The organism is Thiococcus pfennigii (assembly GCF_016583835.1).
GTDB lineage: Bacteria > Pseudomonadota > Gammaproteobacteria > Chromatiales > Chromatiaceae > Thiococcus > Thiococcus pfennigii.
The window spans coordinates 11817-26472 of record NZ_NRRW01000033.1 but is presented as its reverse complement, the minus strand read 5'-3'; the positions used below and the strand labels follow the sequence as shown (position 1 = coordinate 26472).

Sequence of the window (14656 nt, the reverse complement as noted above, 5' to 3'; positions counted from 1 at the left end):
GGCGCTTGGACTCTCGCGCTGGTGGATCGCACATGCCCGTCTCGCTGGGCCTAGGAGGGCGTGGCGAGGGGAGGCGGTATCGCCGGCGACCGCATCTTCATCGTCCGGGGCGATCCGAGCGCCCCGTGCCAATCACTGCGCCCGCCGCGGCGGGTCGTGCGGAGACAAGACGTTGAGCAAGAAGATCCTGATCCTCGCCGGCGACGGCATCGGCCCCGAGATCGTCGCCGAGGCGATCAAGGTGCTCGAGGCCGTGCGGGCACCTTTCGGCCTCGACCTGACGCTGGACGAGGCGCTCGTCGGCGGTGCCGCCTACGATGCGAGCGGCCATCCGCTGCCCGAGGAGACGCTGGCCGCGGCCCGGGCCGCCGATGCGGTGCTGCTCGGGGCCGTCGGCGGGCCGAAGTGGGAGCCGCTGCCGATCGCGGTGCGTCCGGAGAAGGGCCTGCTCGGGCTGCGCGCCGGGCTGGGGCTGTTCGCGAATCTGCGCCCGGCGATCCTCTGTCCGCAGCTCGCCGATGCCTCGAGCCTCAAGCCGGAACTGGTCGCCGGCCTCGATATCCTCATCGTGCGCGAGCTGACCGGCGGCATCTATTTCGGCGAGCCGCGCGGTGTCACCCGATTGGAGTCCGGCGAGCGGCGCGGTGTCAACACGCTCGTCTATACCGAGTCCGAGATTCGGCGCATCTGTCGGGTCGCATTCGATGTCGCGCGCCAGCGCAATAAGCGGGTCTGCTCGGTCGATAAGGCCAACGTCTTGGAGTGCACCGAGCTGTGGCGCGAGGTCGCGACCGAGGTCGGTCGCGACTATCCGGACGTGGCCCTGTCGCACATGTATGTCGACAATGCCGCGATGCAGCTGGTGCGGGCGCCGAAGCAGTTCGACGTCATGGTCACGACCAACATGTTCGGCGACATCCTCTCGGACGCGGCGGCCATGCTGACCGGCTCGATCGGCATGCTGCCGTCGGCCTCGCTGAATGCCGAGGGGCAGGGCATGTACGAGCCCATCCATGGCTCGGCCCCGGACATCGCCGGGAAGGGCATCGCCAATCCGCTCGCGACCATCCTGTCGGTCGCGATGATGCTGCGCTACTCGCTGCACGAGGCGGCGGCGGCCCAGGCGATCGAGGACGCGGTCAGCCGGGTGCTGGATCAGGGGCTGCGCACCGGCGACATCATGTCGCCCGGTATGCGCCAGGTCGGTACCGTCGAGATGGGCGACGCGGTCGTCGCCGCGCTGGCCTCCGCCGGCTGATCGGCGGGCGGTCATCACTGTCTTCACAGAGGTCCATGCGATGAGGCGGGTCGGTTTTATCGGTTGGCGCGGGATGGTCGGCTCCGTACTGATGGAGCGGATGCGCGACGAGGGCGATTTCGCCGACATCCCCGAGGCCCTGTTCTTCACGACGTCGCAGATCGGCGCGGCTGGCCCGGACATCGGCCGCGGGGCGGCGCCGCTCGCCGACGCCTATGACCTCGACGTCCTCGCAAGCCTGGACGCGATCGTCACCTGCCAGGGCGGCGACTACACCAAGCAGATCCATCCCGAGCTGCGGGCGCGGGGCTGGGGCGGCTACTGGATCGATGCGGCCTCGGCCAAGCGTCTCGATCGCGACAGCGTCATCATCCTCGATCCAGTCAACCGCCCGTTGATCGAGACCGCGCTGGCCGAGGGCAAGCGCGACTTCATCGGTGGCAACTGCACGGTCAGCCTGATGCTGATGGCGATCGGCGGGCTGTTCCGCGAGGGGCTGGTCGAATGGGTCAGCGCGATGACCTATCAGGCGGCCTCGGGCGCCGGGGCCAAGAACATGCGCGAGCTGCTCCAGCAGATGGGCGCGCTGCATGAGGCGGTGGGCGCCCGTCTCGACGATCCGGCTGCCGCCATCCTCGAGCTCGATCGGGCGGTCACCGCGGCGCTGCGCGCCGAGGACTTTCCGCAAGCCCATTTCGGCGTGCCGCTGGCCGGCAGCCTGATCCCGTGGATCGATGCCCAGATGCCCAACGGTCAGAGCCGTGAGGAGTGGAAGGGGATGGTCGAGACCAATCGGATCCTCGGCCGCGAGGATCAGCCGATCCCGATCGACGGCCTCTGCGTGCGCGTGGGGGCGATGCGCTGCCACAGCCAGGGGCTGACGATCAAGCTCGCCCGGGACCTGCCCGTCGCCGACGTCGAGGCGACCATCGCCGCGGCCAACCCGTGGGTGAAGGTGATCCCGAACGATCGCGACGAGACGATTCATCACCTCTCCCCGGCGGCCGTCGCCGGCTCGCTGACGGTGCCGGTGGGGCGGTTGCGCCGTCTCGCGATGGGCGATCGCTACCTGGCCGCCTTCACGGTCGGCGATCAACTGCTCTGGGGTGCCGCCGAGCCGCTGCGCCGGATGCTGCGCCTGCTGCTCGAACGCACCGGCTGACGGGGAAGCCCCCATGGCGCGGCATCGGGGCTGTCCCAGGTCGGGGGCCGTAGGATGGGCAGAGCGCCACGATGCCCACCTCCCCCGATCCCTTCCCTTGCGCTCCCTCGCGACCGGCGATCCCAAAGCTGTCGCCGCTGCATGTCGCCTGGCTCTGCCGGCATCGCCGCTCACCGACGAGCGTCATGGGCCGGAGGCGCTGTCGCTTGGCCCGAGGCCATTGATCCTGCCGCGATTGTGGTATTCACTTTGGAGGTCAACCCCTCTTCGATTATAGTTGGTCGACATTGCGCTATCGGCCCGTGGACGTGCGGCGCATCGGGTCTGCGCAGTCGACCGATCTCAGGGGGAATCAGTGTGCGCGGCGGGCAAACGCCTGGTGGCGGTGGGGTTTGATCGAGCCGGAGGCCGCCGCGGTGTCGAGGTCGGGCTCGGATGTCCTGGACGCAGCTGCGTTCGCTTTCCACCGCCGCGATTGCGGATGGTGTGCGATGCCGTTCGTTGCCGGTAGGCAGGGATGAGATGAGCCGGTTTTGCCGCCGTTCGTCGATTTGCGCGACCAGGTCGGAGACGGTCGGCCTTCCCGACACCCTCCAGGTAAGTGAGGAGACGGTATGTATCGCAGGATGATCCTGGCCTCGGCGGTCTCCCTGGTGTTGGCGCCCGCTGGTGCCGAGGCCCTGGGGCTCGGCCAACTGTACGCGGATTCGGCCCTCAATCAGCCCTTCCTCGGCGAGATCGAACTCATCGATGCGCCGGTCGATGAACTCGATGCGGTGAAGGTCGCCCTCGCCTCGGATGCCGAGTTCGACAAGGTCGGCGCCGAGCGGTCCTTCCTGCTTACCAAGCTGCGCTTCAATCCCCAGATCGCGCCGGATGGCCGACCGGTGATACGGGTCACCAGCCGAGAGCCGATCCGCGAGCCGTTCCTTGATTTTCTGGTCGAGGTTACCTGGCCCGAGGGGCGCCTCGTACGCGAATATACGGTGCTGCTGGATCCTCCGGTGACTGCGGAACGCCGAGGTCGAGGGACCGTCGAGCCGGCGTCGCGCGCTCGCAGGGTGCCCCCGGTGGCGGCCCCTGGCGGGCCGATTGCGATCCCGGATGCGGCGAGCGGGGTTGGCTTCCCGTTGTACTCCGAGCCCGTCCCGGCCGGTGTCGGCCTGCTGGAGGTCGCTCGGCGCACGGCCCCCCCGGGGGCGACCGTCGCCCAGACGGCCCTGGCGCTCTATCGCAGCAATCAGGATGCCTTCATCGGCGGTGATATCGACCGACTGCGGGTCGATCGGACCCTCGTCATCCCCAGCGCCGCCGAACTCTTCGTGCTGGACGAGAGGACGGCGGCGCAGCAGCTTGCGGCGGCGCTCGCTGGCCAAGCGGTGGCTGACGCACCCCTGACGCAGGGCGACGACGCGGTCGTTGTTGCGGCCGACGTGCAGGGGGGGCGTCTGCGGATCGCGCCCACCGATACGCCCGCGGCGGGGGCTGGCGCGGAGCGGCCCGAGGACGAGGGGCCGCTGGTAACTGCGGGCGTCGAGCGCGCCCGCCAGGAGAACGAGGAACTGCGGGACCGCGTCCAAGCGCTCGAGATCCTAGTGGCTGACCTCCAAGAGTTGCTCGTGCTGCGCGACGCGCAACTTGCGGAGCGGCAACTGGCCCAGGCGCTCGCCGCCGAGGAGGTGTCCTCCGCCGAGTCTTCATCGCCGCTCGGCGACCCGGACGCGGCGCCCCCCGTTCAGACGATCGCCGAGGATCCGGTGCCGCCGAGCGGTGCGACGGATGCTCCGGACTGGGACCGCGACGCCGAGGGACCGGGCGCGCCGTTGGTCGCGCCTGCGAGCGAGGATGATGCGGGTGCGGCGAAGTCGCTGGCGGTCGACGTCCCGCCGGAGGCGGCTTCACCCGTCGCCGACTCGCAGCCCGCCGGCCCGCCTGCTGCGCAGACTGCGCCACCGCTTGCCTCCGAGGCCGATTCAGGCTCGGTCGCTTGGTCGTTCGTCGGCCTTGGCCTGCTTGCCCTCGGCCTGCTCGGGGGCGCTGCCTGGTACCTGAACAGGCGGCGTCGGCGCCTCGCCGATAGTCTGTTGCTCGATGCCGGACTCGACGAGGCCGACTCCGCGCCTGCCGACGCCACCAGTGGCGCGATGCACGGCGGCATTGGCGCAGCGCGGCTGCCGGAGGATGCGAACCCGCCTGCCCAGGAGGTGCCGGATGTGGCCGGCGATAAGGCGGCGGAGCCCCTCCCCCAGCAGTCGTCGTCCCTGCCGGGCTTGGACGAGGAGACGGACGTCGACGTCTTCTCGGAGGCCGACATCTATATCGCCTATGGCCGCTATCGCGAGGCGGAGAATCTGCTCCGGGAGGAGATCGACCGGTCCCCGGGGCGGCTCGACCTTCGGTTCAAACTGGCCGAGGCCTTGTTCGGGCGCAAGGATTACGAGGGCTTCGCGGCGCTGCTCGACAAGATGCGCGAGGCCGGGGCCGAGGAGGCGAGCCCCGAGCAGTGGCGGCGTCTTGCCGCGATGCAGGCGTCCTTGCAGCAGGGAGCGCCGGAGGCGGACAGGGGCGCCGAGCCGGCGGCCGGCCCGGCTGCGCCAGGCGAGCCAGAGCCAACGCCGGGACCGGCCCCCTCGGCCGGGGGTGGGGAGCCGACCCCGCCAGCCGTCAAGGCCGCGACGTCGAGCCGGGCGCCGAGGCCATCCGAGCCCAAGCCTGCCGCGGCCAGGCGGGATCCCGCCCTGCTCGATCTGGACCTGGATCTGGACGATCTCGTCGGGTCGGTCACGGCGCGTGATGGGGAGGACGAGGCGGAGGCATTTGGGGCGGCGAGGCCTGTGGGTGCCAAGCGTCCCACGCCGCTCGATATCGATCTCAAGGACGATGAGACCCTGTCCGTGGGGCCGGTCGATTGGGACGACCTTCCGGTCCGCGAAGGGCAGACCCGGCGCACCCCTCGCGCGGTCGATCCCGGTGGGCCGCCAGGTGGTGTGGGGCTCGACCTCGATGGGGATCCCGATGACCTTGTCATCGCGGCCGACGACCTCGGTCGTGGGCACGGCAAGGGCGATGGCGCGGATGCCGCGACGACCGACTTTTCGTTCGTCGACGACAGTGTCGCCGACGACCCGCTCTCGGCCTCCTGGCCGCGCGAAGATTCGGGCCCGTGGGACGAGGTCGCGACCAAGTTGGACCTGGCCCGAGCCTATCTGGACATGAAGGACTACGAGGCGGCGCGCGTCCTGCTCGCCGAGATCGCCGAGGAGGGCAGCGACGCGCAACGCGACGAGGCCCGGCAATTGCTTGCGGGGCTGCCATGAACTGGATGGGACCGTGCACCGGCGCCCCGTCTCGGTACGGGAGACCCTGAGCGACTCGTGGACGATGCAGCGCGCCCCGTGACAGCGGGGCACGGGCCCCGGCGCATCGCGATGGGGGTCGAATACGATGGCACGCGGTTTTCCGGTTGGCAGGTGCAGGCCCAGTCGCTGCGCACCGTGCAGGGCTGCCTCGAGGCGGCGATCGGGCGTGTCGCCGATCGGCCCGTGACGGTCCACTGCGCCGGGCGCACCGATGCCGGGGTGCACGCCCTGGAGCAGGTCATCCACTTCGAGACCGATGCCGAGCGGGCGATGCGTGCCTGGGTCCTCGGCACCAATGCGAACCTCCCCGGCGATATCGCCGTGCGCTGGGCCGTCCCGGTGGGTCCGGCCTTTCACGCCCGCTTCAGCGCCATCGCCCGCCACTACCGCTATCTGATCTTGACCCGCGCGACGCGTTCGGCGCTCGAACGCGAGCGGGCGGTCTGGATCCATCGGCCGCTCGACCTGGCCGCGATGCAGCGGGCCGCCACGGCCCTGGTCGGCGAGCACGACTTCACGAGCTTCCGGGCACTCGGCTGCCAGGCCAAGAGCCCGGTGCGGCGCATCCACTACCTGGAGCTCGGTCGGCGCGGCGAGCTGATCGAGCTGCGCGTCGGCGCCAACGGCTTCCTGCACCACATGGTCCGCAACATCGCCGGGGTCCTGCTGGCTATCGGTCGCGGCGAGGCCCCGGTCTCCTGGACGCGCGAGCTGCTGGCCCTGCGCGATCGCACCCTCGGCGGCGTCACGGCCCCGCCCCACGGGCTCTATCTCGCCCGCGTCGATTACCCCCCCGAGCATGCACTGCCGCAGGTCTTCGAGCGCGAGCCGGCGTCTGGGCCGACCGGCGAGGCAGCGGAGATGCCACGATGACGCAGCCCTTATCCTGTCGGCGAACCCGGGTTAAACTGTGCGGTCTGACGCGTCCGGCGGATGCCCGCGCGGCGGCCGCCCTCGGGGCCGACGCGATCGGTCTCGTCTTCTATGGCCGCAGTCCGCGAGCGGTCACGATCGAGCAGGCCCGCGCCCTGATCGAGGGCTTGCCGCCCTTCGTGACCAAGGTCGGCCTGTTCGTCGACGAGGACCCCGAGACCGTGCGGCGCGTGCTGAGCGAGGTCGCGCTCGATCTGCTCCAGTTCCACGGCGGCGAGAGCGCCGAGTACTGTCGCGGCTTCGCCCGGCCCTGGATCAAGGCGGTGGCGATGCGTCCAGGGCTGGACCTCGGCCAGGTCGCCGCGGCCTATCGCGACGCGGCCGGGCTGCTCCTCGACGCCTTCGACCCGGGGCTGCCCGGCGGCACGGGCCAACGGTTCGATTGGGACCGGATCCCGGCGGTGCTGGCGCCGCGGATCATCCTCGCCGGCGGGTTGACGCCGGCGAACGTCGCCGAGGCGATCCGGCGGGTGCGACCCTATGCCGTCGACGTCAGCGGCGGGATCGAGGCGGCCAAGGGCCGCAAAGACGAGGCCCTGATGGCGGCCTTCATGCAAGGGGTGAGAGATGGCGATGAGTCCCGATAAGCGACAGCACTGGCCCGATGCCGGCGGCCACTTCGGCCCCTACGGCGGGCTCTTCGTGCCCGAGACCCTGATGCTGCCGCTCGAGGAGCTGCGCGAGGCCTACGAGCGTTATCTCGCCGACCCTGTCTTCCTCGCCGAGCTCGATGCCGACCTGCGCGACTATGTCGGGCGCCCGTCGCCGATCTATCACGCCGAACGCTGGAGCCGCGAGCTCGGCGGCGCCCAGATCTTCCTCAAGCGCGAGGACCTCAATCACACCGGCGCCCACAAGGTCAACAACACGATCGGCCAGGCGCTGCTCGCCAAGCGGATGGCCAAGACCCGGATCATCGCCGAGACCGGTGCCGGTCAGCACGGGGTCGCGACGGCGACCGTCGCCGCGCGGCTCGGGCTCGAGTGCGTCGTCTACATGGGCGAGGTCGACGTCGCCCGCCAGGAGGCCAACGTCTACCGGATGCGCCTGCTCGGTGCCGAGGTCGTGCCGGTCCGTTCGGGTTCGCGCACCCTCAAGGACGCCCTCAACGAGGCGATGCGCGACTGGGTCACCAATATCGACGACACCTTCTACATCATCGGCACGGTCGCCGGCCCACACCCCTATCCGGCGATGGTCCGCGACTTCCAGGCCGTGATCGGCCGCGAGGCGCGCGCCCAGATGCTCGAGCGCACCGGCCGGCTGCCCGACGCCCTGGTCGCCTGCGTCGGTGGGGGTTCGAACGCGATCGGCCTCTTCCATCCGTTCCTCGACGACGAAGCGGTCGCCATCTACGGTGTCGAGGCGGCCGGCGAGGGGCTGGAGACCGGCCGCCATGCCGCGCCCCTGTGCGCCGGGCGCCCGGGCGTGCTGCACGGCAACCGCACCTACCTGATGGAGGACGCCGACGGCCAGATCATCGAGACCCACTCGATCTCGGCCGGCCTCGATTACCCGGGCGTCGGCCCCGAGCATGCCTGGCTGAAGGACAGCGGCCGCGCCCAGTATCGGGCGATCACCGACCGCGAGGCCCTCGCGGCCTTCCATACGCTGACCCGCACCGAGGGGATCATCCCAGCCCTGGAGTCGAGCCACGCGTTGGCCTTCGCCGCCAAGCTGGCCCCGACCATGGGCCGTGACCAGGCGATCCTGATCAACCTCTCCGGGCGTGGCGACAAGGACATGCACACGGTTGCCGCCCTCGATGGATTGACGCTATGAGCCGCATCGCACAACGCTTCGCCGACCTGGCCGGGCAGGGCCGCACCGCGCTCGTCCCCTTCGTCACCGCCGGGGATCCGACCCCCGAGGTCACGGTGCCGCTGATGCACGCGCTGGCCGCCGCCGGGGCCGACCTGATCGAGCTCGGCGTGCCCTTCTCCGACCCGATCGCCGACGGCCCCGTGATCCAGCGGGCCACCGAGCGGGCGCTCGCCCATGGCGTGTCGCTGCGCGCGGTCCTGGAGATGGTGCGCCGTTTCCGCGCCGAGGACACCCGTACGCCGGTCGTCCTGATGGGCTATCTGAACCCGATCGAGGTCATGGGCTACGCCGAGTTCGCCGTCGCGGCGCGCGCCGCCGGCGTCGACGGCGTCCTGGTCGTCGACGTGCCGCCGGAGGAGGGCCACGACCTGGTCGCGGCGCTGCGCGGCGAGGGGCTCGACCTCGTCTATCTGGTGGCACCGACCTCGGGCGAGGGGCGCATCGCCAAGATCGCCGCCGTCGCCTCGGGGTTCGTCTACTACGTCTCGGTCAAGGGCGTCACCGGCGCTGGTCATCTGGACGTCGCCGACGTCGCCGAGAAGCTTGCGCAGATCCGCCACCACACCGCCCTGCCGGTCGGCGTCGGCTTCGGCATCAAGGATGCCGAGACGGCGGCCCGCGTCGCCGGCGTCGCCGACGCGGTCATCGTCGGCAGCGCGCTCGTCGGCCTGATCGAGGCACGGGCCGGCGAGCCGCAGACGATCCCGACCGTCGTCGGCGACTTCCTCCGCGGTCTGCGCCAGGCGATCGATGCCGGCGCCTCACGCTGAGCATCGCCCAACCCCGAGCTGCACGGAGAGACGATGAACTGGTTCGATAAGCTGATTCCGAGCCGCATCCGCACCGAGGTGGTCAGCAAGCGGGCGGTGCCCGAGGGCGTCTGGGCCAAGTGCGACGGCTGCAATGCGATCCTCTACCGCGCCGAACTGGAGCGCAGCCTCGAGGTCTGCCCGAAGTGCGCCCATCATCACCGCCTCTCGGCGCGGCGCCGCCTCGACAGCTTCCTCGATCCCGAGCCCCGTGAGGAGATCGCCCCCGACATCGAGTCGGTCGACCCGCTGAAGTTCAAGGACCTCAAGAAGTACCGCGATCGCCTCGCCGCCGCCCAGAAGGCGACCGGCGAGAAGGAGGCGCTCGTCGTGATGCGCGGCGCCCTGAAGGGACAGCCCCTGGTCGCGGCGGCCTTCGAATTCGCCTTCATGGGCGGCTCGATGGGCTCGGTGGTCGGCGAGCGCTTCGTGCGCGGCGTCGACGCGGCCCTCGAGCAGGGCGCGCCGCTCGTCTGCTTCGCCGCGAGCGGCGGGGCGCGGATGCAGGAGTCGCTCTTCTCGCTGATGCAGATGGCCAAGACCAGCGCGGCCCTGGGCCGCCTGCGCGAGGCACGGCTGCCCTTCATCTCGGTGATGACCGACCCGACGATGGGCGGCGTGTCGGCGAGCCTGGCGATGCTCGGCGATGTCAACGTCGCCGAGCCGAATGCGCTGATCGGCTTCGCCGGCCCACGGGTCATCGAGCAGACCGTGCGCGAGAAGCTGCCCGAGGGGTTCCAGCGCAGCGAGTTCCTGCTCGATCACGGCGCCCTCGATCAGATCGTCGATCGCCGCGCGATGCGTGATGCGCTCGCCGACCTGCTGGCGATCCTGATGCATCGCCCCCGGCCCATCTGGCCGGTCATCGAGGCGTCGGCCCCCGCGAGCGAGCCCGAGCCCGAGGCGCGGACGGAGCCCGCATCGGAGCCCGCGCCCGAGCCCTCGACGGAGGCGGCGGCCCCGCCCGATGGCGACGGCGGGGCGGTCCCCGGCCAGCGCGCCTGATCCGCGCCTTGTCCGGCGATCCAGGTTCGGGGCGGCCACCGAGGTTCGCGCACCTCGCGGACTGGCTCGGCTGGCAGCAGACCCTGCACCCGCGGGCGATCGACCTGGGGCTGGAGCGGGTCGCCGCGGTCTGGGCGCGACTCGGGCCGGTGCGTCCGCCGTGGCCGGTCGTCACGGTCGGCGGCACCAATGGCAAGGGCTCCTGCGTCGCCCTCCTCGAGGCGATCTACGGCGCGGCCGGCTACCGCACCGGCGTCTACACCTCCCCGCACCTGCTGCGCTATAACGAACGGATTCGGATCGACGGCGTCGAGGTCGACGACGCGGCCCTGTGCGCCGCCTTCGCCCGCGTCGATGCGGCCCGCGGCGACATCGCGCTGACCTATTTCGAGTTCGGCACCCTGGCGGCCCTGGACCTCTTCGCGCGCGCCGCCCCGGACCTCGTCATCCTCGAGGTCGGCCTCGGTGGGCGGCTCGACGCGGTCAACCTGCTCGATGCGGATGTCGCGATCGTCACGACCATCGGTCGCGATCACACCGCCTGGCTCGGCGAGGATCCCGATGCGATCGCGCTCGAGAAGGCTGGGATCTTCCGCGCTGATCGCCCGGCCATCATCGGTCAGCGCACCGCGCCGGCGGCCCTGCGCCGCCGTGCCGAGGGGCTGGGTGCGCAGGTCATGCAGCTGGGGCGGGAATTTGACGGTGACACCAGCGAGGACAGCGGGTCCTGGTCCTGGCGTGGCCCGGACGGGCGCCGACTGGCGCTGCCGACCCCGGCGTTGCGGGGGGCGTTTCAGCGCGACAATGCCGCCGCCGCCGTGATGGCCGTGCGCTGCCTCGCGGCGCGCCTGCCGGTGTCCAATGCGGCCATCCGCCAGGGCCTTGCACGGGCGCGGCTCGCCGGCCGTTTCCAGGTCGTGCCGGGCGGCCCGACCTGGATCCTGGATGTCGCCCACAACGCGCAGGCGGCCGCGGCGCTGGCGGGCAATCTCGCCGCCTGGCCGCGCATCGGGCGGCGCCATGCGGTCCTCGCCGTGCTCGCCGACAAGGAGCCGGCGGCGATCGCCGCGGCGCTGCGGCCCTTCGTCGACGTCTGGCACCTCACCGCGACCGATGACCCGCGGGCCCTGCCGGTGGCCGACCTTGCCGCGGCCGTGGCGGAGGCGACGCCGGGCGCCGAGGTCCGTACCTATTCGGACGTGCGCACCGCCCTCGAGGGGGCGGCGGGGGTCGCCGCCGTGGATGAAACGGTCCTCGTCGTCGGCTCCTTCACGACGGTCGAGGCGGCGTTGCACCATCTCGGCCCGACGGTCGACGGGGCCGGGACGCGGGCGGCTGGTATATAATTGAACGTCACCGACACACGTCGCACATCGTTTCAAAGGCTGGAGGTCGGATGGACGAGGCAGCGAAAAAGCGTTTGATCGGGGCGGTGGTCCTGGTGCTGCTGATGGTCATCTTCGTGCCCATGCTGTTCGAGGAACCGTCGCCGCCGGAATCCGATGGGGGACGCACGGTCGAGGTCCCGGCGGAGCCGGACTTCCAGTCGCGGCCGGCGGAGGAGGTCTTTCTCGCGCCGACGGCGCCCGTGCTTAACGAGCAGTCGCTCGGCGCCGACGAACTGGGGCCAATCGATGGGCTGGCGCCCGACGAGGCAGCCCCGTTCGCGCCGGAGGGATCGGCTGCATCCGACGATCCGCCGCGCCAGATGCCGATCGAGCCCGTCGCCGAGCCCGTCGTCGAGCGGGCACCACGTGATGAGCCCGCGCCCGCTGCCGCCCGCTCGGCCCCGCCGGCGACCCCCGCGGCCCGGGCCGAGGCGCCGGCGAGCGTCGCGAGGCCAGATCCGGTCCCCACCGTGCGCGCGGGGGCCTTCGTCGTGCAGATCGCCGCCCTGTCGACGGCCGAGCGCGCCTCGGCCCTCGCCGACGAATTGCGGCGCCAGGGCTTCTCCTCCTTTACCGAGAGGGCCGAGGTCGGCGGCAAGACCTATTTTCGCGTGCGCGTCGGTCCCGAGGCCGACCGGGCCGCGGCCGAGCGTCTCGCCGAGGCGGTCAAGCGCAACACGGGTCACCAGGGGCAAGTCCTTGTCCATCGGTAGGTGCGCCGGCAGCGTCACGGCCTGCGGCCCGGGAGCCTGGACGGCAGCGTGGCAATGATCTGGGTCGATTACCTGATCCTCGGCATCATCGCCCTCTCGGCCCTGATCGGCCTGGCGCGCGGACTGATCCGCGAGGTGCTGTCGCTCGGCGTCTGGGTCGCGGCGCTGTTCCTCGCGTGGCTGTTCTTTCGCGACCTGGCCGGGCAACTCACCCCCTGGGTCGCCACGCCCTCGGTGCGCCTCGCGGTCGCCTTTTTGATGCTCGTCTTCGGCGTCCTGCTGGCAGGGGCGCTGCTCGGGTTCCTGCTGACGACCCTGGTCGAGAAGACGGGCCTGACCGGCTACGATCGGCTGCTCGGCGTCGTCTTCGGCGCGGCGCGCGGCGGCGTCCTGGTCGCGCTGCTGGTCTTCGTGGCCACGCTGACGCCGCTGCCCGAGGACCCCTGGTGGCAGGCCTCGCAGCTGATCCCGCCCTTCCATCAGCTCGCCGAACGTCTGCTCGGGCTCGTGCCGCCCGAGATCGGCGCCCGCCTGAAGGAGATCTGATCGGCGCGGCCGATAGGATCAGGATGTTCGCAGCGATCCCCGCGGTCGGCGCTGGTGTTGTTGCCGGCCTGTCGCCGGGGTACCCTTTTCGTCCCGCATCGCCTGCCGGCCCGTCGCGCGCCGGCTTCGCCAGTGAGGTCTTCCATGTGCGGTATCGTCGGAATCGTCGGCAAGACGCCCGTCAACCAATCCCTCTATGATGCCCTGTTGGTCCTTCAGCACCGCGGCCAGGATGCGGCCGGCATCGTCACCTGCGAGGGCGAGCGACTGCACCTGCGCAAGGACAATGGCCTGGCGCGCGATGTCTTTCGCACGCGCCACATGATCCAGTTGCGCGGCAGGATGGGGCTCGGTCATGTGCGCTATCCGACGGCCGGCGCCTGCAACTCGGCCGAGGCCCAGCCCTTCTACGTCAACTCACCCTATGGCATCGTCCTTGCGCACAACGGCAACCTGACCAATGCCGAGGACCTCAAGCGCGATCTGTTCGTCGAGGACCTGCGCCACCTCAACACCGAGTCCGATTCCGAGATCCTGCTCAACGTGTTCGCCCATGAACTTCAGATTCAGGGCAAGCTGCGCATCGACGAGCAGGACATCTTTCGCGCCGTGGCGGGCGTGCACCGGCGCTGCCGCGGCGGCTACGCGGCCGTCGTCATGATCCCGGGGTTCGGCGTTTGCGGCTTCCGCGATCCCTTCGGGATCCGCCCGATCGTCTACGGCAAGCGCGAGACCGACGAGGGCACCGAGTACATGGTCGCCTCCGAGAGTGTCGCCCTCGATACCCTGGGTTACCGGCTGATCGCCGACCTGGCCCCCGGCGAGGCGGTCTTCATCGATGTCGACGGCAACCTCCACACCCGCCAATGCGCGGCCAATCCGGTCCTCTCGCCCTGCATCTTCGAGTTCGTCTATTTCGCCCGTCCGGACTCCATCATCGACAACATCTCGGTGCACAAGGCGCGCTCGCGGATGGGTCGCCGGTTGGCGGCGAAGATCAAGCGGGTCTGGCCCGATCACGACATCGACGTCGTGATCCCGGTGCCCGATACCAGCCGCACCGCGGCGCTCCAGCTGGCCAACGCGTTGGGGATCGGCTATGCGGAAGGGTTCATCAAGAATCGCTATATCGGCCGCACCTTCATCATGCCGGGTCAGAAGGTGCGCAAGCGTTCGGTGCGCCAGAAGCTCAACGCGATCGACTTGGAGTTCAAGAAGAAGAACGTCCTGATCGTCGACGATTCGATCGTGCGCGGCACGACCTCGCAGCAGATCATCCAGATGGCGCGCGAGGCGGGGGCACGCAAGGTCTATTTCGCGTCGGCGGCACCGCCGGTGCGCTTCCCGAACGTCTATGGCATCGACATGCCGGCGGCGAACGAGCTGGTCGCCCATGATCGCAGCGAAGAGGAGGTCTGCCGCGAACTCGGTGCCGACCGGCTCGTCTATCAGGACCTCGAGGACCTGATCCAGGCAGTGCAGAAACGCGGCAAGAGCGCCGTCGACCGCTTCGACGCGGCGGTCTTCGACGGCGAGTACGTGACCGGCGACGTCACGAGCGAGTACCTGCATCAGCTCGCCGAGCACCGCAGCGACGGGGCCAAGGAGGCCAAATCCTCGCGCGGCGACGGCATCATCGGCCTACACAACAGCGTCTGA

Annotated in this window: 12 protein-coding genes; all 12 read left to right on the top strand. The window is 70.5% G+C overall.

Going from position 1 to position 14656, the window contains the following annotated elements; genetic code table 11:
* Positions 1-172 precede the first annotated feature (172 nt).
* Positions 173-1258, top strand: coding sequence for a 3-isopropylmalate dehydrogenase (gene leuB, locus CKO41_RS11700; RefSeq protein WP_200382367.1), 1086 nt, complete (start codon positions 173-175; stop codon positions 1256-1258).
* Positions 1259-1298: 40 nt separating this feature from the next.
* Positions 1299-2420 carry an aspartate-semialdehyde dehydrogenase gene (gene asd / locus CKO41_RS11695; protein ID WP_200252463.1) on the top strand — a complete coding sequence of 374 codons (1122 nt, stop codon included), beginning with the start codon at positions 1299-1301 and terminating at the stop codon, positions 2418-2420.
* Positions 2421-3034: 614 nt separating this feature from the next.
* Positions 3035-5737 (top strand): FimV/HubP family polar landmark protein, encoded by a 2703-nt coding sequence (locus CKO41_RS11690; RefSeq protein ID WP_200382366.1) that lies wholly within the window; start codon positions 3035-3037, stop codon positions 5735-5737.
* 111 nt (positions 5738-5848) lie between these two features.
* Positions 5849-6652 (top strand): tRNA pseudouridine(38-40) synthase TruA, encoded by an 804-nt coding sequence (truA, locus tag CKO41_RS11685; protein WP_200382365.1) that lies wholly within the window; start codon positions 5849-5851, stop codon positions 6650-6652.
* Positions 6649-7299, top strand: a complete 651-nt coding sequence (locus tag CKO41_RS11680) for a phosphoribosylanthranilate isomerase (protein ID WP_200382364.1) — start codon at positions 6649-6651, stop codon at positions 7297-7299. Before truA ends, CKO41_RS11680 begins: the two co-directional genes overlap by 4 nt.
* Positions 7286-8494: a tryptophan synthase subunit beta gene (gene trpB / locus CKO41_RS11675; protein ID WP_200252476.1), complete on the top strand. Its 1209-nt coding sequence runs from the start codon at positions 7286-7288 to the stop codon at positions 8492-8494. The genes CKO41_RS11680 and trpB overlap by 14 nt, the downstream gene beginning before the upstream one ends.
* Positions 8491-9306 carry a tryptophan synthase subunit alpha gene (gene trpA / locus CKO41_RS11670; RefSeq protein WP_200382362.1) on the top strand — a complete coding sequence of 272 codons (816 nt, stop codon included), beginning with the start codon at positions 8491-8493 and terminating at the stop codon, positions 9304-9306. Before trpB ends, trpA begins: the two co-directional genes overlap by 4 nt.
* Before the next feature lie 33 nt (positions 9307-9339).
* Entirely contained in the window at positions 9340-10350 is a 1011-nt protein-coding gene (gene accD, locus CKO41_RS11665) for an acetyl-CoA carboxylase, carboxyltransferase subunit beta (protein ID WP_242464285.1), read from the top strand.
* A gap of 8 nt (positions 10351-10358) precedes the next feature.
* The gene (gene folC / locus CKO41_RS11660) at positions 10359-11696 is read left to right on the top strand and encodes a bifunctional tetrahydrofolate synthase/dihydrofolate synthase (RefSeq protein ID WP_200382360.1); all 1338 of its coding nucleotides are present in this window, start codon (positions 10359-10361) and stop codon (positions 11694-11696) included.
* A 50-nt stretch (positions 11697-11746) separates the two neighbouring features.
* Complete coding sequence (locus tag CKO41_RS11655) at positions 11747-12451, top strand: SPOR domain-containing protein (RefSeq protein ID WP_200382358.1); 705 nt, start codon at positions 11747-11749, stop codon at positions 12449-12451.
* Positions 12452-12505: 54 nt separating this feature from the next.
* Complete coding sequence (locus tag CKO41_RS11650; protein WP_200252444.1) at positions 12506-12997, top strand: CvpA family protein; 492 nt, start codon at positions 12506-12508, stop codon at positions 12995-12997.
* Positions 12998-13141: 144 nt separating this feature from the next.
* Positions 13142-14656, top strand: a complete 1515-nt coding sequence (purF, locus tag CKO41_RS11645; protein ID WP_200382356.1) for an amidophosphoribosyltransferase — start codon at positions 13142-13144, stop codon at positions 14654-14656.